Annotated in this window: 20 protein-coding genes; 12 read left to right on the forward strand and 8 right to left on the reverse strand. The window is 44.3% G+C overall.

Features of this window, described 5'->3' with window-relative positions:
* Window positions 1-356: 356 nt before the first annotated feature.
* Genes ASV53_RS09985 through menE form a run of 6 tightly spaced genes read left to right on the forward strand, consistent with a single transcriptional unit; the run spans window position 357 to window position 7,557 of the window.
* On the forward strand, window positions 357-1,679 hold the full coding sequence (locus ASV53_RS09985) for an isochorismate synthase (protein WP_094956988.1): 1,323 nt from the start codon (window positions 357-359) through the stop codon (window positions 1,677-1,679).
* Window positions 1,676-3,418 carry a 2-succinyl-5-enolpyruvyl-6-hydroxy-3-cyclohexene-1-carboxylic-acid synthase gene (gene menD, locus ASV53_RS09990; RefSeq protein WP_094956989.1) on the forward strand — a complete coding sequence of 581 codons (1,743 nt, stop codon included), beginning with the start codon at window positions 1,676-1,678 and terminating at the stop codon, window positions 3,416-3,418. The genes ASV53_RS09985 and menD overlap by 4 nt, the downstream gene beginning before the upstream one ends.
* The gene (gene menH, locus ASV53_RS09995) at window positions 3,402-4,232 is read left to right on the forward strand and encodes a 2-succinyl-6-hydroxy-2,4-cyclohexadiene-1-carboxylate synthase (protein WP_094956990.1); all 831 of its coding nucleotides are present in this window, start codon (window positions 3,402-3,404) and stop codon (window positions 4,230-4,232) included. The genes menD and menH overlap by 17 nt, the downstream gene beginning before the upstream one ends.
* Before the next feature lie 46 nt (window positions 4,233-4,278).
* Entirely contained in the window at window positions 4,279-5,145 is an 867-nt protein-coding gene (gene menB / locus ASV53_RS10000) for a 1,4-dihydroxy-2-naphthoyl-CoA synthase (protein WP_062690963.1), read from the forward strand.
* Window positions 5,146-5,155: 10 nt separating this feature from the next.
* Complete coding sequence (gene menC, locus ASV53_RS10005) at window positions 5,156-6,136, forward strand: o-succinylbenzoate synthase (protein ID WP_094956991.1); 981 nt, start codon at window positions 5,156-5,158, stop codon at window positions 6,134-6,136.
* Complete coding sequence (menE, locus tag ASV53_RS10010) at window positions 6,124-7,557, forward strand: o-succinylbenzoate--CoA ligase (protein WP_094956992.1); 1,434 nt, start codon at window positions 6,124-6,126, stop codon at window positions 7,555-7,557. The genes menC and menE overlap by 13 nt, the downstream gene beginning before the upstream one ends.
* A gap of 156 nt (window positions 7,558-7,713) precedes the next feature.
* Here the strand turns inward: menE and ASV53_RS10015 are convergent, their stop codons facing one another.
* From ASV53_RS10015 to ASV53_RS10025, 3 genes are all read right to left on the reverse strand, one after another.
* Window positions 7,714-9,594 (reverse strand): MFS transporter, encoded by a 1,881-nt coding sequence (locus ASV53_RS10015; RefSeq protein ID WP_094956993.1) that lies wholly within the window; start codon window positions 9,592-9,594, stop codon window positions 7,714-7,716.
* Between the two features lie 12 nt (window positions 9,595-9,606).
* The gene (locus tag ASV53_RS10020) at window positions 9,607-10,203 is read right to left on the reverse strand and encodes a TetR/AcrR family transcriptional regulator (RefSeq protein ID WP_062690967.1); all 597 of its coding nucleotides are present in this window, start codon (window positions 10,201-10,203) and stop codon (window positions 9,607-9,609) included.
* A gap of 232 nt (window positions 10,204-10,435) precedes the next feature.
* Window positions 10,436-10,834: an NINE protein gene (locus ASV53_RS10025; RefSeq protein ID WP_062691018.1), complete on the reverse strand. Its 399-nt coding sequence runs from the start codon at window positions 10,832-10,834 to the stop codon at window positions 10,436-10,438.
* A gap of 213 nt (window positions 10,835-11,047) precedes the next feature.
* Here ASV53_RS10025 and ASV53_RS10030 point away from each other — a divergent pair, with 213 nt between their 5' ends.
* Complete coding sequence (locus ASV53_RS10030; RefSeq protein ID WP_062690968.1) at window positions 11,048-11,923, forward strand: Tim44 domain-containing protein; 876 nt, start codon at window positions 11,048-11,050, stop codon at window positions 11,921-11,923.
* A gap of 184 nt (window positions 11,924-12,107) precedes the next feature.
* Window positions 12,108-12,353, forward strand: a complete 246-nt coding sequence (locus ASV53_RS10035; RefSeq protein ID WP_062690969.1) for a TIGR02647 family protein — start codon at window positions 12,108-12,110, stop codon at window positions 12,351-12,353.
* Window positions 12,354-12,424: 71 nt separating this feature from the next.
* On the opposite strand, the gene ASV53_RS10040 is transcribed toward ASV53_RS10035, so the two are convergent.
* The gene (locus ASV53_RS10040; RefSeq protein ID WP_062690970.1) at window positions 12,425-12,673 is read right to left on the reverse strand and encodes a YkgJ family cysteine cluster protein; all 249 of its coding nucleotides are present in this window, start codon (window positions 12,671-12,673) and stop codon (window positions 12,425-12,427) included.
* 247 nt (window positions 12,674-12,920) lie between these two features.
* Here ASV53_RS10040 and ASV53_RS10045 point away from each other — a divergent pair, with 247 nt between their 5' ends.
* Window positions 12,921-13,355 carry a YcgN family cysteine cluster protein gene (locus ASV53_RS10045; protein ID WP_062690971.1) on the forward strand — a complete coding sequence of 145 codons (435 nt, stop codon included), beginning with the start codon at window positions 12,921-12,923 and terminating at the stop codon, window positions 13,353-13,355.
* A 320-nt stretch (window positions 13,356-13,675) separates the two neighbouring features.
* Here the strand turns inward: ASV53_RS10045 and dusC are convergent, their stop codons facing one another.
* Window positions 13,676-14,629: a tRNA dihydrouridine(16) synthase DusC gene (gene dusC, locus ASV53_RS10050; protein WP_062690972.1), complete on the reverse strand. Its 954-nt coding sequence runs from the start codon at window positions 14,627-14,629 to the stop codon at window positions 13,676-13,678.
* A gap of 64 nt (window positions 14,630-14,693) precedes the next feature.
* Window positions 14,694-15,362: an NAD(P)H-binding protein gene (locus ASV53_RS10055; RefSeq protein WP_094956994.1), complete on the reverse strand. Its 669-nt coding sequence runs from the start codon at window positions 15,360-15,362 to the stop codon at window positions 14,694-14,696.
* Window positions 15,363-15,563: 201 nt separating this feature from the next.
* Here ASV53_RS10055 and ASV53_RS10060 point away from each other — a divergent pair, with 201 nt between their 5' ends.
* Entirely contained in the window at window positions 15,564-16,208 is a 645-nt protein-coding gene (locus tag ASV53_RS10060) for a YecA family protein (protein ID WP_094956995.1), read from the forward strand.
* A gap of 6 nt (window positions 16,209-16,214) precedes the next feature.
* A complete protein-coding gene (locus ASV53_RS10065; RefSeq protein WP_094956996.1) occupies window positions 16,215-16,619 on the forward strand; it encodes a (deoxy)nucleoside triphosphate pyrophosphohydrolase in 405 nt (134 codons plus the stop codon).
* 89 nt (window positions 16,620-16,708) lie between these two features.
* Here ASV53_RS10065 and dsbB read toward each other — a convergent pair whose 3' ends face one another.
* Both dsbB and nhaB read right to left on the reverse strand, forming a co-directional pair.
* Entirely contained in the window at window positions 16,709-17,233 is a 525-nt protein-coding gene (dsbB, locus tag ASV53_RS10070) for a disulfide bond formation protein DsbB (RefSeq protein ID WP_094956997.1), read from the reverse strand.
* A 142-nt stretch (window positions 17,234-17,375) separates the two neighbouring features.
* On the reverse strand, window positions 17,376-18,968 hold the full coding sequence (nhaB, locus tag ASV53_RS10075; protein WP_094956998.1) for a Na(+)/H(+) antiporter NhaB: 1,593 nt from the start codon (window positions 18,966-18,968) through the stop codon (window positions 17,376-17,378).
* A 521-nt stretch (window positions 18,969-19,489) separates the two neighbouring features.
* Here nhaB and fadR point away from each other — a divergent pair.
* Entirely contained in the window at window positions 19,490-20,341 is an 852-nt protein-coding gene (gene fadR / locus ASV53_RS10080; protein ID WP_062690976.1) for a fatty acid metabolism transcriptional regulator FadR, read from the forward strand.
* The last annotated feature ends 106 nt before the right edge of the window (window positions 20,342-20,447 follow it).

The following is a 20,447-nucleotide window of genomic DNA, read 5'->3' on the forward strand; positions in this document are numbered from 1 at the left end:
ACCTTGCAGAAAATAATCAGGCAAAATAGTTTTTTCTGTTATTAAATTCTGTTTTAGCCAGTGATATCAACTGGTCTTTTTGTGCGATTTCAACGCGAGAATAAACTGGGGTAGGGGATGACGGTTTATGATCAGATATGAAAACTCATGTTGAGTAATGACTTTATTAGTCAGATTGGGATTAGTGCGATAGAATGACGTACTAATTTATGGTTATACCTATTTACTGTGCGAATGCTTTTTGTATTGGCATAAAATTCTGGTATAGCGAAGGTAGAATTTGTGTCCAGTGATAGGCGCACTAACAATCAGCCAGGGATGAGCCGGAAGGTGCTAGAGAGCTGAGTGAGGTTACCTTGACCGCGTTACAAACTGCTGTTGAGCAATTAATCCAAAAGATTCAACACGCTTCAAAATCAACTCAGCGTTTGATGGTAAAGATGAATTTACCGACAAACACTGATCTTATTGACTGGATGGATGCCCAGCCTCTTTTTCCAAAGTTTTATTGGCAATCGCGAGATAGCCGTGAAGAAGTGGTGGCTCTTGGTCAAATCAAGACATTTACAGACCCCTTGGTCGCCGAGAAAATCTTAGCTGACGATCAACGCGTGTGGGGAGGGCGTTCATTTGATGGTCGCACGGATCGTAATCGTCGTTGTTTATCTTCATTTTTCTTTTTACCGCAATGTGAAGTGATCCGTATGGATAACAGCTGGCATTTGGCGGTGAATTTATCTGAAGGTTCGACAGTGCGAGAGCAGTTGATCGCAGCCCTGAATAAACTAACCAATTCGACACCACCGATTAGCCAAATTCGCTCGAATGTGATTGGTCGCACTCATGCGCCTGATTTTACGGGCTGGTCAAACATGATTGGTGATGCCTTAGATGCTATTTCACAAAAAGTATTTGAAAAAGTCGTATTGGCCCGCCGTACCACGCTTAAATTAGATACGCCAGTTTCCCCTGCACAGTTACTGAAAGCGAGCCGAAGCAGTAATACCAATAGCTTCCATTTTATGATGGCCCTTGATGCTAAGCATTGTTTTATTGGTTCAACACCAGAGCGATTGTTTATGCGCCACCACCTCGATATTAAAACCGAGGCTTTGGCGGGCACGATAGGGCGCGGTGCTAATGAAGCGGAAGATGGTCGCTTGGCGCAGTGGTTGCTCGATGACAGTAAAAACCGCTATGAAAATCGGTTAGTGGTTGATGACATTGTCAGTCGCTTAAATACCTGTTGTCATGATCTTGATGTGGCTAAAACCCCAGAGCTGGTACGTCTACGAAAAGTGCAGCACTTAAAGCGTCGTATTGGAGGTCAGTTAAAAGACCAAATTTATAACGCTGATCTATTAGATAACTTGCAACCGACCGCAGCTATTGCAGGCTTGCCACGTGATAAAGCGTTAGATTTTATTTCCACACATGAGCCGTTTGCTCGTGGTTGGTATAGCGGTGCAGTTGGCTTCTTAAGCCGTCAACGCAGTGAATTCTGTGTCGCTATTCGCAGCGCTTTGATCATGGGAGAGGAAATTCACTTATTTGCTGGCGCGGGTATTGTTCCGGGGTCAACCGCAGACAGTGAATGGAAAGAGCTGGATCGCAAAACGTCGACGCTGTGTAGCTTGCTAAATAGCAATGAAACGGAAATGGAGCGCCAGTCGGCATGACGCAACCTTTAATGCCTTCAACTACCTACCGAGCAGCCCTTAATCAATGTTGGGCTGACTTGATGCTTGAAGAGCTAAGCCGTTTAGGTGTTCGAGATGTTTGTATTGCACCAGGATCTCGCTCAACACCACTAACACTAGCGGCGGCAAATCACCCGAATCTGACTATCCACACACATTTTGATGAGCGTGGTTTAGGCTTCTTAGCACTTGGGTTAGCGAAAGCCAATGACTTACCCGTTGCTGTTATCGTGACTTCAGGAACGGCTGTCGCGAACTTATTACCTGCTGTTGCAGAGGCGGGCCTAACGGGTGAAAAGTTGGTTTTACTGACTTCTGACCGTCCCGCAGAATTGATCGCTTGTGGGGCGAATCAAGCGATTGTCCAAGCGGGGATTTTCTCCTCTCATGTTACCGCTTATCACGACATTCCTTCTCCCAGCCTTGATGTGCCTGCGGCATGGTTATTAACAACGTTAGATGAAGCCATGCATCAACAAGTACTACTTGGTGGCGCTGTGCATTTCAATTGCCATTATCCCGAGCCTTTATACGGCGAACTTCACGCATTTAACGAGTACCTTGCGCCAGTTGCTGAGTGGCAACTAGACAAGATGCCTTATCTGACCTTTCAGTTAGGGACGTCATCGGCTTTGCCTGCTATCGACCCCCAGCAATGGGCTGAAATCCATCATGGCCGCGGCGTTATTATTGCGGGTAAGTTATCGCCTCATGCGTTTTCAGCGGTTGAAGCTTTAGCGGAGCAGTTAGGGTGGCCATTATTGGCTGATCCCCAAAGTGGTGGAAGCTCGGCATACCAAGGTTTTGATGTATGGTTGCAAAATGAAGCGTGTCAGCAGCTTATTTCGCAAGCCGATACCTTGCTGCAATTTGGAGCTCGTCTTGTTTCGAAGCGATTGGGCCAATTTATAGCGGCGAACACTTGGTCTCATTATTGGCTAGTCGATGCTTCTACTGGTCGGTTAGATGCTTCTCACCGTCGTGGGGTGCGCATTCAAGCTAATTGTCTACAATGGGCTGAACAGGCGTTGCTGCGCTTCGCTGAGATCGCGGAACAACCTGCTTATAGAGGGTGGGGGAAGGCGCTAGAGAGTGCGAATTCCGAGTATCAAGGGTTATTACAGTCGCAGACTGATCAGCTTAGCGAGTTAAGCCTTGCTTACCACTTGCCTTGCTGGGTCAATGTAGAAACTGAATGGTTTTTGGGTAATAGCCTTATTGTTCGTTTACTTGATATGTGTGGCAGCTTGCCTACTGCGGTTACCTTTGCTAATCGTGGAGCATCGGGTATTGATGGTTTGATTGCAACGGCTGCGGGCATACAACGCGCACGACAAGTGCCGTTAATTGCGCTTTTGGGTGATACGTCTTTGCTTTATGATTTGAACTCACTGGCGTTATTGCGTGCACCATCGACACCTATGGTGGTGATAGTGACGAATAATGATGGCGGTGGGATTTTTGATTTGCTGCCTGTTCCCAGCGATCAGCGTGATGACTTCTACCGCATGCCACATGGGCTTAATTTTCAGCATGCGGCTGCAATGTTTGGCTTGAACTATGTTTGTCCGCAAAGCTTATCGCAAACTGAAGATGCGGTTCGTCAAGGTTTAGCACATACAGGGACGACGTTAATTGAAGTGAAAACGCCCGCAGGTGAAGCTGGCGAAGCCTTAAAAGCCCTTTTTGCTGAGGTGAAAAATGCCTCTCTACTCTGAGAGTTATTACCCCAATGACCTAGCCTTGTTGCAGAGTAAACCTACCTTGGTCTTTCTGCATGGGCTATTGGGAAGCGGTCAAGATTGGCGTGTTGTAGTTGATTCTTTAGCATCATCTTTTCACTGTATTACCCTTGATTTACCGGGGCATGGCCAGAGCCATTGTGTTTCTGTGGCTGATTTCCCACAGGCAAATACTGCGATAAAACGCACGTTAGCTCATCGTGGGATCAAGGATTACGTTTTGATTGGTTACTCGCTGGGTGCTCGTTTAGCCATGTACCATGCGGTAGATGACTTTACAAATAAGCAAACAGTTGTCGTGAATAGCGCTGAATCAGCGTTTAACAATCAACCAAAACTCAAAGGCTTGGTGATTGAAGGTGGCCATTTTGGGTTACCGCAGACAGAACGTGCTACAAGATTTGCAAATGATGAAAAATGGGCGCATCGTTTCGCTCATGAGCCGATGCATCAGGTTTTAACCGATTGGTATCAGCAAGCGGTATTTTCATCACTGGATCATGACCAAAGACAAGGTTTGATCACAAAACGCAGTGATAACCTTGGTGCTGATATTGCAAGTATGATGATGGCGACGTCGTTATCAAAGCAACCCGAGTTATTGCCTGAGCTACAAAAGCTCACAGTGCCTCACTGTTATATTTACGGTGAGCACGATGAAAAATTTAAACGCTTGGCACAAGCATCAGCAATAGAAAATATTGCTGTGGCAGGTGCGGGGCATAATGTACACATTGAGCGACCTTATGCGTTTAGTGAGTGCGTCCAAGAGTTTGTTAAACGTTGTTGAGTGCTTTCACTTTCACAACGCAGTTAAAAAAGATTAGGAAAACATCATGGCTAGAACTGTAGGTCTGACAGAAGAAGAATTGTATGCACCGGCTGAATGGGCTGATTGCTCTGAAGGTTACGAAGATATTCTTTTTGAAAAATCAGCGGATGGTATCGCAAAAATCACCATCAACCGCCCACAAGTACGTAATGCATTTCGTCCGCAAACGGTCAAAGAAATGATCGATGCACTAGCAAACGCACGTTACGATGAAAATGTAGGTGTGATTGTACTGACTGGTCAGGGTGAAGATGCATTCTGTTCTGGCGGTGATCAGAAGATCCGTGGCGATTACGGCGGTTACCGTGACAGTGACGGCACTCACCACCTAAACGTATTGGATTTTCAACGCCAAATTCGTACTTGCCCTAAGCCTGTGATTGCAGCAGTGGCGGGTTACGCTGTTGGCGGTGGTCATGTCTTACACATGATGTGTGATTTAACGATTGCTGCTGATAACGCGCAGTTCGGTCAAACTGGCCCTAAAGTCGGTTCATTTGATGGCGGTTGGGGTGCATCTTACATGGCTCGTATCGTGGGCCAGAAAAAAGCGCGCGAAATTTGGTTCCTTTGCCGTTTCTACGATGCACAAGAAGCATTGGATATGGGCTTAGTAAACCACGTTGTTCCTTATGCAGAACTTGAGCGTGAAACTGTTCGCTGGTGTCGTGAAACACTACAACATAGCCCAATGGCATTACGTTGCTTGAAATCGGCGCTAAACGCAGACTGTGATGGTCAAGCGGGTCTTCAAGAGCTTGCGGGTAACGCAACCATGATGTTCTATATGACAGAAGAAGGCCAAGAAGGTCGTAACTCATTTAATGAGAAGCGTCGTCCAGACTTCAGCAAGTTCAAACGTAACCCATAAGGCTGCCGATATGAGAAGTGCAAAATTATATCGTTATGAGCTACCTATGGATTCAGGGGTGATTTTACGCTCTCAGCGTTTAGTGACTCGTGAAGGTTGGGTTGTTGAATTACGTGATGGTGACAAAGTGGCTTTTGGTGAGATTGCCCCTTTACCTGAATTTAGCAATGAAACCGCGGCACAAGCGGGTGAGCAAGCCCAACAGCAACTTGAAAGCTGGATTGCAAGCGAAGATGCTGCATTTGACTTGAATGATACCTACCCATCTGTTGCGTTTGGTTTAAGCGTGGCTGAATTAGAGTTGGCAGATGGACTTCCAGCGGAAGGTAATTATTTAGTTGCGCCACTGTGTTCTGGTGACCCTGATGACTTGGTTGAACAACTAAACCAAATGCCGGGTGAAAAAATAGCTAAAATTAAAGTAGGTATGTATGAAGCGGTGCGTGATGGCATCGTAGCAAACATGTTTATTGAAGCGATTCCTGATGTAAAACTGCGTTTAGATGCGAACCGCAAATGGACGCCAATCAAAGCTCAGCAGTTTGCGAAATATGTAAAACCAGAGCATCGCGCTGGTATCGCTTTCCTTGAAGAACCCTGCATGACGCCAGCTGATAGTTTGGCATTTGCGAAAGAAACCGGCATTAGCATTGCGTGGGATGAAACCGTACGTGATGAAGGCTTTGAAGTTAAAGCTGAAGACGGCGTGGTTGCGATTGTGATTAAACCAACGCTTGTTGGTTCTGTTGCTCGTTGTATCTCGTTAGTTGAACAAGCTCATGCCGTTGGTTTGACCGCGATAATTAGTTCGAGCATGGAATCAAGCCTAGGTCTAAACCAACTTGCGCGTTTATCGCAATGGCAAACGCCAGCGGTGATCCCAGGATTAGATACCATGCAATTATTTAAAGCACAATTAGAGTCGGTATGGCCGGATTGTGATTTACCGGTGATACCTCTTTCAGCACTCGAGGTGGTATGGCAGAAGTAACAACACACTTCTCCACATGGCCCTGGCAACATTGGGCAACAGAGCGGCCGTCAGCGGCCGCTTTGTCGTTTGGAGAACAAAGCTTTAGCTGGCATGAAGTGTCCGAGCGTATCGAAGAGTACGCACAAGGCTTAATCGAACAAGGTGTAAAGCGTGACCAGTTAGTCGCAGCGATTGCGCCTAATTCGGTGCAGTTGGTCTGGTTGTTTTTAGCAACGATCAGGATCGGGGCACGTTATGTTGGTTTGAATCCAAGATTCTCAGATGTTGAGTTAAATGACATTCTTGATGAACTAAAACCACAAGCTATTTGGCTACCTCCGAAATCGACTTTTCTTCCGTCGTTGCAAGAGCAAACACCAGCTTTGGTGAATACTGGCCAAATATTACGTTTGTTACCCGCTATTCAGCCCCGCCTCGTACCTGTAACTTGGCAACCATCACGTGCTGTGACTTATACGTTAACATCTGGTTCGACTGGGTTACCTAAAGCGGTTGTACACACGGCAGAGCAGCATTTGGCGAGTGCAGATGGATTGCTGAGCCTGATGAATTTCACTGCAGATGATTCATGGTTATTATCGCTGCCTTTATTTCATGTTTCAGGCATGGCCATTGTATGGCGTTGGCTGTACCGCGGCGCTTGTATTGTGATCCCTAAAGCATCAGATTTCTCGGAAGAGCTGCAGCAAGTTACCCACGCATCGCTTGTTCCGACGCAGTTGCAACGTTTACTTACCGTGACGTTAACGGATACTGCCCAGCATCAGCTAAAGGAAGTGTTACTCGGTGGTGCGGTGATCCCACCTACGTTGACAGAGCAGGCGGAGCTAGCGGGTATTGCTTGCTGGTGTGGTTACGGCATGACTGAAATGGCATCGACAGTAACAGTGAAACGTGCCGATGTAAGTAGTGGGGTTGGGCATGTGATCCCGCATCGAGAGTTGCTGGTTAAAGAGGGTGAGATCTTTGTGCGTGGTGCGAGCTTATGTTTAGGCTATTACCGTAATCAAATGATTTTTCCTGCTACAGACAATGCATGGTTTAGTACTGGCGATCTGGGTGAATGGCAAAATGATGAACTGTTTATTCTTGGCCGTGCGGACAACATGTTTATCTCTGGTGGCGAAAATATACAGCCCGAGGCGATAGAGAAGGTGCTGTTAACTCACCCTAAAATCGAACAAGCGTTTGTCTTGCCGCGTGAAGACGATGAATATGGTCAGCGCCCCATTGCTATTATAACAACGGCATTACCGCTAGATGTTGGCCTAGTGGCTGAGTTAGAGCTGTTTATGGCAGAACAGGTAACAAGTTTTAAAAGGCCTGTAAGCTACTTTACTTTCCCTGAACACCTTCGTGGGCGAGGTATTAAGGTATCACGTTTACAGCTAAAGCAATGGTTAGAGACATTGCTATAAAATGATAGGTGTCAGGCAGAGACAAGAAAGGCGCTATGATAGCGCCTTTCTTGTTTGTGTTTTCTAGGTAAGCCAAGTGGCGGGCGATTTTTTGTTTCCACTGCTCTCGCAGAGTTGCCACGATCTATTTAAGCAATCTGCATTAACCAATTAATATTAACCAAGGTTGTCACGCAGCTGTGATACTTGATCATGCAGTAGTTGGCTATTGGCATTACTTGTCGACATGGAGTCACCGGCAACAACAGTGACTTTTGACCAAAATCGTTTTGGTATTTTCAGTATGGCCTTACCACCTTCGCGACTAAAGTAACTTCCCCATAGGCCTTGTAATGCAATGGGAACCACTTTAACGGATGGGTTGGTACGTTTTAGCACAACATCAATTCCACGCAGGAAGGGCCCCATCTCACCAGTGTAAGTGAGTTGGCCTTCAGGGAATATACATACCACATCACCACGATTTAAACGCTCACTCGCTTGGTTCAACGCAATGGCAACAGAGCGGCGATCTTCGGCATTAATGGGAATGACATTACAGGCATCACAGAACCTTTTAACAAGCGGTAGACTGTAAATATCCTCATCCATTAAAAAGCGAATTGGACGTGGCGTCGCACCTGCTAATATCAGCGCATCCATGTAAGTGACGTGATTACAAACAATCAGTACGCCTCCTGTTTCAGGAATATTGGCTAAATTCTTAGGCTTAACGCGGTACATAGTGTGAGTGACAATCCACACCATGAAACGCCAAAAGAAATTGGGTACTTGGCAGTAAATATAACAGACTGCCACCAAGTTCATCATCGCCAGCATGAAGAAAAACTGCGGGATCCCCATATCTAATATCGATAGGCAAACAATCGCAGTAACTGCGCTCATCACCATGAACAAGGCATTCCAGATATTGTTTGCGGCAATGATCTGAGCTCGTTCTTCAGGTTTTGCTCGGTTTTGCATCATGGCATACAAGGGCACGATAAAAATACCACCTGATACACCTAGCATGGTTAGCGAAATGAACACACGAAGTAATTCAGGGTTCGTCACAAATGCTAAGAATGAATCAGCAGTAGCAATTGTCGCTGGCGTGGCAAACATGAGGTCAGCGGTGAAAATCGTGATTCCCAAACTACCTAGTGGGACGATACCAGGCTCAATTCTATGATTCGACAAGCGGTCACAAAGTAACGAACCAATGGCGATACCAATGGAAAATAGTGCGAGTAAGAAAGAAACAGATGCAGCATTACCACCTAGGTACTGTTTAGCAAAGTTCGGGAACTGCGTTAAATAACAAGCGCCTAAAAACCAGAACCAGCTAATGCCAATCACACACTGAAAAACAGTTTTATCTTGGCGAGCCAGCTTCAACGTATGGCGAGTTTGACGCCAAGGTTGCCATTTAAAAGCGATATCTGGTGTGCTTGGTTTTGCTTCAGGGATCCAACGTGATGTCAGGTAACCCATAACGGCAAAGCTCACGACGCTAATTGCAGCAATAAGTGGTGCTTGCTCTTGGTTCGCAATAATGCCCGCCAGTAAAGTACCGAGCAAAATAGCGACGAATGTACCTGTTTCAACTAATGCGTTGCCAGAGACTAACTCTTCTTTCTTTAAGTGTTGCGGCAGTAGTGCGTATTTTGCAGGACCAAAAAATGTCGACTGTGTGCCCATAAGGAACAACAGCACCAGTAACAGCAAGTAACTCTTGAATAAGAAAGCAACAGCCGCTAGAGACATGATGATTATTTCAGCAAATTTCACAACGCGCATGATTTGTGCTTTATCGTATTTATCGGCTAAAACACCCGCTGAAGCTGAAAACAAGAAAAATGGCAAAATGAACAGACCTGCAGCAAGGTTAATTGCTAAGTCTGAACTGAAAGGAAGTGCACCAGGTGCTGAAAAGGCAATCAAAATCAATAACACGTTTTTATACACGTTATCGTTGAATGCCCCTAGCGCCTGAGTCAGAAAGTACGGTAAAAAACGTTGTTTTGTTAGTAGCCGTGACTGAGGCTTGTTACTCATTGTTTGCTCCGCTTATTGTTGCCAAGCGGCTAAATAAGTATTGAGCAAATTATCGATCAGAGCTTTGCCATTAACGGGTGTAGAGGTAAATAATTTATCGTCTACTGACAGTAGAGTAATACCATGCACACCAGCCCAAATAACGCGACTTGCTTCAAGAATAGATTCATCGCTATTGGTTGGGTTGATATCACGGATTAGCTTTTCAAGCATGCCTGTCATATTGTTGATACGATCAGATTGCCAGTCAGGTAACTGCTCACCATTCATCGTATGTTGGAAAATAAGCTGCCAACGGTATGGGTTTTTAGAGGCAAAATTTAAGTAGCTGTACGCTAGTTTACGTAGTGCATCTTCTGAAGACGTTGCGCTATCCATTTGCACAGCAGCTTCAGCAAATAATTCATCAAGAGTTTGGGCAACAGAGTGAAGTAGCAAAAGGTTGTAGTTACCAAAAACGTTGACTAGCGTACTTGGTACATAGCCAATCATTGCGGCAACTTTGCGAAGGCTAAGTTCGTGATGTGGGTGCTCACTTAAAAATAGCTTCACTTGCTCCAGTGTCATACTTACCAACTCTTCACGAGTGTGGTCATTTCGTCTTGCCATTAAAGTTGTCTCTTTGAATATAATAATTTTAATTCAGCTACATTTCATTGGTAAGCCCTCACCTAGAAAACTGAATTATAGCTGCACAATATAGAACGATGTTCGATATTTTAATCCTTACATACACCTTTGGTCAAGGTGTATTGAAGCGTCGTTTTTCATTACAAAACATGTTGTGAACCCTCTCTCACTCTAGGATAGATAGGCACTAGAGTGTCAAATTAATGACGAGCTAAGCGTGGCTTTTCTGACTGTTTTCGACTGACACTTGATCATTCAACGTCCAAAAATCGACCAATATCCCAATCAAGAAAAAGCCAAACGTACATAGATACAGGATGCCTGTGATCCACTTGCCCATATACATGCGGTGTACACCCAAAAAGCCAAGGAATGTCAGTAATAGCCAAGCTACGTTGTAATCGACATCGCCCGCGCGAAAACGCATATCTGCTTCACGATCCATCGACGGAATAAGAAACAAATCAATTAGCCAACCGATGCCAAAAAGTCCCAAGGTTAAAAACCAGATGGTGCCTGTAACGGGTTTGCCGTAATAAAAACGGTGCGCACCTGTAAAACCAAAAATCCATAAGAGGTAGCCAATTACTTTACTATGCGTGTCTTGCATCTTGTGTTCACCGTATGTGTGGTCGTTCATTATGACAACCCTTATAGCTTAAGTATTAGCATTACCATGAAGGCTAATAAAGTCTAATTTGCTTAAAAAGTGTTGAAATAGGGGATATAAACGAAACGGTAACATTTTGAGATACCTGTGTGATTGACTTTCCAGCACTTACAGCTACGATGCTGGGAGCTTATTTTGGCAAAGGTATTTTTGATGAAACGCTTTTTCACACTTTTTGCTCTTATTGTGTCGGTAACCTTTGTTGCACCACATGCAGATGCAAAGAAATTTGGTGGCGGTAAATCTTTCGGTAAGAGCTTTAAAACAGCACCTGCGAAAAAACAACAGCCGCAACAAACGGATTCAATTGGTAAACAAAATGCGAATCCAGCTGCTCAGTCTGGTAAAAAAGGCTTGATGGGCGGTTTAATGGGCGGTCTGCTTGCTGGTGGTTTACTAGCTGCATTCTTCGGTGGCGCTTTTGATGGTATCCAGTTTATGGATATTTTGATTATTGGCTTGATTGCGTTTGTCATTTTCAAACTCTTTAAGACAATGCGTGGCGCAAAATCGACCCCTATGGGGCATCGTGAAGCTTATGCGGGGAATTCCCCACAGCAGCAAAAACCTCAACATCGTCAAGCTTCGCAAGCAAACAATGCATCAAGTGCACAGCCTAACCATGGTTATGCTTCAACAGACAGTGATGTACCATTTAACTTGCCGCCAAACTTCAATATGAATGCATTCTTGAGTGGTTCTCGTGATCACTACCGTGTTATTCAAGGAGCTTGGAACCATAACGAGCTAGAAAAAATTCGTGAATATGTTTCACCTGCACTTTTTGCAGACCTTTCTGGCGAACGTGCGAAACAAGAAGGCGAGCAACATACAGAAGTGATGTATGTGGATGCTGAACTTGTTCGTGCTGATTATGATGCCAACATGGCGCAGCTAAGTATTCAATTCTCTGGCCGTTACAAAGACAGTAATGAAGGCGTTGAAGAAGATATTACCGATGTATGGCATTTGGAGCGTGATTTAAAGGCTCAAAATGCACCTTGGTTAATTGTGGGTATTCAAGCATAAACTGTTGAAAAAACATTCAATATTAAGACCGCTCTTTTAGGGCGGTTTTTTTTCATTTTGCGATCTTTGAGCTATGTCGCTTTATTCGCGATATAGAGTGGCAGAGATATGATCTCATCACCTATTTTTATTATGGCTAGCCGCTAGTATTAATGCAGCACTAAATATAGATAATGAGGTACCTATGCCATACAACAATGAACTTGTCGCTGAACTAAACCTGTTAGTTAAATTTCCAATGCACAGTGATTTAGAAGGGATCAAAGTACGTACAGATGCTACGCCTGAGTTGGTTGATGCAGCGAAGCGCCTATACGCAAAAGGATTAGTTACTCAAGAAGATGGTGGTTACCTAACATTCTCAGGCCATCAGGCGGTAGAGCATGCAAAATCAGCACTACGCATTTTAACGGGGAAAATGGCGTCGTAAGCGACGTTTCATCACCCAGCAAGCATTGTTACTCTGACTATTGAGTTAGCGTCGTGATACGCTAGTGAGACTCAAGTTATGCTTTCTAGCTCTGTAATATTATCCAATGCTTGCTGGTTAGTTGTACCACAAAGATCAGGACACGCTTTAAAGTGATGACACACTTTAGGGCGTTCTGGTTTCCCAAAGAGCTTACATAAATTCTCTTCATTTAACTGTACACAGCGTGTTCCCGCAGGCTTACCATTTGGCATTCCTGGAATGGGGGACGAAATGCTAGGGGCGATACAGCATGCTCCGCAGCCTAAACGACATTCCATAACTCTACCTATACTCTTACATGTGGTTCGTATGAGCACACAGCTCAAAATGGACGCGAACGTTATCACTCTTGCTATAAACGGTCAAAAAAAGCCGTATATTTACCGATTAGATAAGAGTGATTATTATTCCATAGTGAATTGTTATCTTGCTGGCGGCTAAAGCTTGCACTTTGTGCTGTGGCTCGCTATAACACCGCCTTCTTTGCTTGATCGAGCGGGGAGTCACAAGATAAAGGTGGTGAGTATGACGCAGTTTTGGCAGCAAAAAGATTTACGTGATATGACAGACGATGAGTGGGAATCGCTGTGTGACGGCTGCGGAAAATGCTGTTTACATAAGCTTATCGACGATGCTACCGATGAGATTTATTACACCAATGTAGCTTGTAGCTTGCTTGATGATAAAACGTGTTCATGTAAAGACTATCCAAACCGTTTTGAATCCGGTGAAGAGTGCTTAAAGCTGACACGTGATCGCATTGACGAATTTGTCTGGTTACCTGAAACCTGTGCTTACCGCATGTTAGCGGAAGGTAAGCCTCTGCCTGAATGGCACCCACTGATCACAGGTTCTAAAGATGCAATGCATAAAGCACGTGAATCAGTTCGCGATCAAGTGGTTTATGAGATCGATGTGATTGATTGGGAAGACCACATCTTAAACCATCCTAATCGTTAGTTTAGCCTTGGCTAAAGACTAAAACCCAGCTTGATGCTGGGTTTTTTAGATCTGTACGGTTACTTCAATATTTATATAAACCATTTTGGTCTATAAATAATAGAAGCACCTTCATCGTCATTACAGGCAGGTATGATTATGAACGAAACCAAAACAGCTATTCGCACCAAGCCGTCAAATCTTAATGAGACCGAGAGCTTAGACCATATCTTATGGGACGATTATAGCTATAGGTATAATTGCGAACACTCTCTGGATAATCAAAGTGCTGGATTGCACCTTGAGACGCTTCACTTTAATTACCCAGATGATTAGTCTGATTACTGATGCAGTTCGCTGTCATGTGCTCGTTGTAAGATCTCGATAATCGGCGCTGTTTTATTCAGGCTACGAATATCAACGAACAGCTCTTTAGCTTGTGGGTATTCGTGGCGTAGGTAAGCGAACCATTGTTTGACACGGTTCGGATAATATAGCCCTTTGTCGCCCTTGATCTCATACTCTGAATATTTGAGTAGTAGTGCTAAAACATCAGGCCATGGCATATGTGCATGATTATGTTTAACGACATTACATAAGTTAGGCAGGTTTAGGGCACCACGGCAAACCATTAACGCATCGGTTTGGGTTGCTTCTATGCAGCGTTGCCCATCTTGGTAATTCCACACTTCACCATTGGCGATAATCGGCATGCGTAAGCGTTGGCGTAGCTGCCCAATATAATCCCACTTGATTGTGTCTGCTTTGTAACCATCGATTTTAGTTCGTGCGTGAATGGCAATTTCATCTGCACCTGCTTGTTGAACAGCATCGGCAATTTCAAAGCAGTGGTTAGGATCATCCCAACCCAAGCGTACTTTCGCTGTCACAGGCTTTGTGGGATGAACGGCTTCACGTACTGATTTTACGATTTGATAAATTTGTTCTGGATCTTTCAGCAGTACAGCACCACCACGGCTTTTATTCACCGATTTTGCAGGGCAACCGAAATTGATGTCTACGCCAGCAGACCCTAACTGATGGGCGCGATAGGCGTTCTCTGCCATCCAATGTGGGTCTTGGCCAAGTAACTGAATACGAACTGGCGTTCCAGCTTGCGTTTTACCACCTTGGCGCAGTTCAGGGCAAAAGCGGTGGTAGACACTATTAGGTAATAACTGGTCGACTATGCGAATGAACTCTGTCACGCATAAATCATAATCGTTGATTTCGGTAAGCATCTCGCGCATCAAATGATCCAAGACGCCTTCCATCGGCCCTAATATTACTCGCATGACTATTTTTTCATCCCACCTATTGAAGGGGCGTGATTGTAGTGGGGAATGCGAGCAATGTCATCTAGGCGAAGAGATCTTTTCCAGCAACTATGGTGGTTGGTGATGATTCATTTGCGGGATTGAGCGCATGGGTCAGCATGATCTTTGCGACTTGATCCGCAGGAATAGGGGTGAGGTTCGCGAAAGGGCCTGCCATTAAAGGGTGAAGAGTATCGAAAAGCCCTTGAATAAAAGCCTCATCTTTACGAGGTTTAGAGCGTTCGCCTTTCAATGGGCCAGGGCGAACAAAGGTGCAATGTTCAAACCCCATACTTTTGACTGCACGTTCCATCTTGCCTTTGCAACGTAAGTAATGGGAAGGTGACAAAGGATGGGCAAATAAGCTTGAGACAACAATGATATGGTTTACCCCAAGCATCTTCATGGTAGAGGCCACGTCTTTGACTAATTGAAAGTCAACGGCTTTTAAGGCAGCGTTAGATCCTGCCAGTTTTCGGGTGGTACCTAAACAAATAAAACCGATTTGAGGAGTGGGGGCTGACGCTTCCCATTCGGTCACTCGCAATTCAGGGTGGATGACTTGCACTAGCTTTTTACTACGGAACGGTAACTCTCTACGAGCAATTGAATATACGGTGGCAATGTCATCATGCGCCAGTAACTGATGAAGTAATTCATCACCAACTAAACCACTGGCTCCTGCAATCACTGCGTGCACTTTTCCCTGCATTATTCGTGTCCTTTACCTTGTCAGCATATTTACTAATGCGTAGTTTTGCCTCTAATTATGTTTTGTTTCAACACTTTTACATAAAAAGATTCAATTTTATTGACCTATCTTAAAAGTCGTTTCGCTTTTAGGTAACTGGCAGCGAATGATGAGTGCTGTATAATCCGCGTTAAACTACAGTTTGATTAATCGGATTACTCCATGATGACATTAATGACGCTTCCTACTGATTGGGAAGGCATGCCTGCAGCATTTATTGAAGGCGCACTATTAGCCGCGAATGCAAACCCTAAGCCTTTGGAGCCAGAGGTGTGGCTTCCTGTTCTGCTAGAAGGTGATACAGCGGATCTTGGCGTTGCTATGTCTGATGAGCACAAAGTGGCGGTGTTAAACCATTTTGAGCTGCAATACCGTCATATTAAAGCCGGAGAGTATGACTTACCTGCTGAAGTTTGCTGGAGCGAAGCGGAGGGGGTAAGCGAAAGCTTGGCGCATTTTGCTGAGGGCTTTCTATCCGTATGGCCACATATTGAACCGGCATGGTCTGAGCAGACGTTAGCTGGCGGTACAATGAACATGTTGTCGGCGTTGATCACAACGTTGATGTTAGCGATGAATGAAGAAGAGACGCTGGCACAGATGGAAGCGGCTGGTATTAATAATATGCCTGCACCTTCGGCTTTATATCCGCAACTTGAAATAATGCTAACAGAAGTCGTGATGGCTGCTGATGAACTGCAAATCGGGACTGGCGCTGTTGCCGTGAACCCATATAAGAATATCGGCCGTAATGATCCTTGTCTGTGTGGCAGTGGTAAGAAATTCAAGCAGTGCTGCGGTAAGTAATTTGTTATGGCGACGAATGAAAAGCCATGTATCACCGTGGTAGCAGGTGTAATAGAAAAAGATGGGCTGTATTTATTAGCACAACGGTTTGATAGTGCGAGCCAAGGCGGGTTGTGGGAGTTTCCAGGCGGTAAAGTGGAACATAATGAAACACCAGAGCAAGCACTTGAGCGTGAGCTTATTGAAGAGTTGGCGATTCAAACTCAAACAGGCACTTGGCTGGCTGATAGCGTATTTGACTATGGTGATAAGATCATTGAGTTAAAAGGTTACATCAGTCACTGGTTGTCGGGAGAGTGTGTACTTTATAGCCATCAAGCCATGGTATGGGTGGCTAAATCACACATCAAAGAGTACACCTTATGCCCAGCGGATTACCCTATTGTTGATGCACTGATCGCGCAAGCATAATAGCCTCATGTAATGAAAAGGCGTTCACTTCACAGTGAACGCCTTTTTGATTTTTAGTGGTTTATTACCGCAGAGTTTATCACAGGTGGTTATGCTTCTTTTTTTGCTTTGAAACCAACAAGCTGTGCGATAACGATAATCGCAAGTGCGACTAAGTTTGCCGCAAAGATAATAACTAACCATTGCGGCATCGTTTGGCCCATGAACATCCACACGACTTTTCCACAGTCACCGTAAGCTTCAAATACACCAGGTATCCATTGGTTTAATGGTGCCCAGCTTGGGAATTGAACGAAAAGATCACAAGTGTTGAATGGCGATGGGTTTAGTTGATAATCGACATGCTTGATCGACAGCATAAGACCTTCATAAGCACTATAGCCCCAGCCCGCTAGGCCCAACCAACGGATAATCGGGTTATGAGGGGCAGTTAAGCCAATCAGTGCCGCAATAGCTATACCAAACATAGCGACACGTTCGTAGATACACATTACACATGGCGGTAGCTTCATTCCGTGCTGAAAGAAAAGCGCACTTCCTTCAAAAAAGACTATAAATGCCAGCAGTAATAGCCACGATGAGCGACGTTTAGAGAATGAATATAAAAATTGCATTGAATCGTCTCTTCAATTAGTTCATATGCCAGCGTAATAAACGCATTGGCGTATAGGTCAGTTGGATAGATATAATATAACAAAGCCCTGACAAATCAGGGCTTTGTTGGTAGTCAGACCACTAAATTGACGTAAAATTCAATTAATGTCCAGCAGCCGGTGCAATTGTTGATACGGCTTCAGCTGTGTTGTGAACTAACCAGCCCATATCGTAGAACCATTCCGTCATTGGCACTAGCATGAATTCAATCCCCGCTAAGCCGACGAGAGTTAGTACGATAGTGTATGGCAGTGCCATGTACACCATGCGACCGTAAGACAGGCGAATTAATGGTGCAAGTGCTGACGTTAGAACAAATAAGAAAGCGGCTTGACCATTGGGCGTTGCAACTGATGGTAAGTTAGTACCTGTATTAATCGCCACAGCCAGCATATCGAATTGGTCGCGTGAGATTACACCATGAAGTAGTGCAGATTTAACTTCGTTAATGTAAACCGTACCCACAAATACGTTATCAGATACCATCGACAGCAGACCATTGGCCACATAGAACATGGTTAGCTGCGCACTACCTTCTAAGCTTAATACCCAAGTAATGATTGGCGTGAATAGCTGCTGATCGATAATAACGGCAACGACAGAGAAGAACACGGCTAACAGCGCCGTAAACGGCAATGCTTCTTCAAAGGCTTTACCAAGCGCATGCTCTTCAGTAATACCAGTAAACGAAGTCGCGAAAATGATAACGGTTAAACCGATTAAGCCCACAGCGGCTAAGTGCATTGCCAAGCCTACGATTAACCATACCGCGATGATCGCTTGAACGATCAGTTTTGAGTAATCTAGATTGGTACGGCTTTTACGTTCTTCGTTATCAAAATCAACCAGAATCTTACGAACGTTTTCAGGCAGTGCGGCACCGTAACCACAAAGGTGGAATTTTTCGACTAACACACAAGTTAACATTCCGCAGAAAAACACAGGAATGGTTACTGGGGCCATACGTAGAATAAATTCACCGAAAAGCCAGCCAGCTTGATCAGCAATGATCAAGTTTTGAGGCTCACCCACCATGGTCATTACGCCACCTAGCGCTGTACCTACACCGGCATGCATTAGTAAGCTACGCAGGAAAGCACGGTAGTTTTCTAAGTCATCACGACTTACTTCATGAATATTGCTATCTGTCGTGTGGTCATGGGCCGCTTGGGGTTCTTGTCCCGAGGCAACTTTGTGATAAATGCTGTAGAAGCCCACGGTAACACTGATTACAACGGCAATAACGGTCAGCGCATCAAGGAAGGCAGAGAGAAAAGCCGCCATGATACAAAAAGACAGTGAAAGTAGGATTTTAGAACGAATGCCAATCAGTATTTTGGTGAAAATGAAAAGCAGAAGCTGCTTCATGAAGTAGATACCAGCGACCATAAAGACCAAGAGTAATAACACTTCAATATTAGCCACAAGTTCATGTTTCACTTGTTCGGGGCTGGTCATGCCAATGGCGACAGCTTCTATCGCCAATAAACCACCGGGTTGTAGCGGGTAACACTTCAACGCCATTGCTAGCGTGAAAATAAACTCAACAACGAGTAACCAGCCAGCAGTAAAAGGGTCGATTACAAAAAATACGATTGGGTTGATGATTAGAAACGAAATGATCGCCACTTTATACCAATCAGGTGCTTTGCCTAAAAAATTCTTAACGAAGGCGTTTCCCAGCGAAATAGCCATGTATCAGGTCTCTTGTTATAAACGCAAACTAATAAAAATACCCAGAAGGATACCAAGGTTAAATAGATAGAACCTAAAAGGTATACATGATCTGGCAGCTGTCATGCCTTTATAGTCAAGAGAGAAGGATCAACCATTGATGAGTGGTTAAATATTCTAGTGAGACCCTCTAAGCTAAACATCATTATATATGGTGTTTAACTTAAAGCAGGCAGCAGCTTCCATTCAGCTCCCAGTTCTTTCGGTGCTAACTGTACAGTTTGATCTGGATCAGTCAAGTTGTGTGTGATGAACAACTTTATTTTACTGCAATTTCATTCCAAAACGGGAGTTCTGATGTGCCAGAATTCCAGCCCTGCAATTTACATTTATTACTTTCAATATAATTTGCGTTACGTCAAATTTTTGCTTGTGTTAAAAGTAAAATAAGATTGAGCATTCTGGCAAATTTCGTCATATCCTTTTCTGGTGGTATGATGAGTTTATAAGTATAAGCAAGAAGCGATTGGAAAAAGAATTAAATGGTTATAAAGGCTGATAGTCCAGCAACATTTGCTGAGAAATACATCATTGAAAGTATCTGGAATAATCACTTTCCTCAAGGTTCAATCCTGCCTGCTGAACGTGAGCTTTCGGAACTTATTGGTGTAACGCGCACCACGTTACGAGAAGTATTACAACGACTAGCGCGTGATGGTTGGTTAACCATCCAACACGGTAAACCAACCCGTGTAAATAATTTTATGGACACATCGGGCTTAAGTATTCTTGATACACTTGTGACGCTAGACGGGCAAGATGTACAACGTGTACTAACTGATTTGCTTTCTGCTCGTACCGACATAAGTAGTGTCTTCATGCGTTATGCAGTGAAAGGCAATAGCGAAGAATCAAGTGAGCTAATTGATTCAATCATTCACTCATGTGAATCATTGCTAGCAGCTGAATCTTTTACTGCCTACATCGAAGACAACGAAGCGAAAATTCAGTTGTTGAGTGAAGTGAAGAAAATCACAGATAAGTACGGCAAAGATCAACCTGAACTGTGTGAAGCGATTTGTCGTGCACGTGCTTTCAACTACTATGACTACCTTTTATTCCAAGGTATGGCAGCTAAGTCGGGTAATACACTATATGTATTAACGATTAATGGCTTACGTAAGATTTATACCCGCGTAGGCGGTTATTACTTCATGAGCCAAGAAGCGTGTGAACTTGCACTTGAGTTCTACCGTGATTTGAAAGCGATCTGTGACAATCATCAGCATGAATTAGTCGCGGAAAGAATCAAAAAATACGGCCGAGACAGCGGTGTTATTTGGTATAACAATCGTGAAGAAATTGGCCGTTACATGCATGAGGAAGAGCAATAATTTCAAGCGAAAACCCTTAATATTCTTATACTTTTCCTGTGTAGGTAATTGGTTTTTCGTATAAATAATTGTTGTTATTCAGCAAAAAAAGCGTGATAAATCAGTG

Origin of the sequence: Photobacterium sanguinicancri (assembly GCF_002265265.1) — a bacterium.
In the GTDB taxonomy this organism is placed as follows: domain Bacteria; phylum Pseudomonadota; class Gammaproteobacteria; order Enterobacterales; family Vibrionaceae; genus Photobacterium; species Photobacterium sanguinicancri.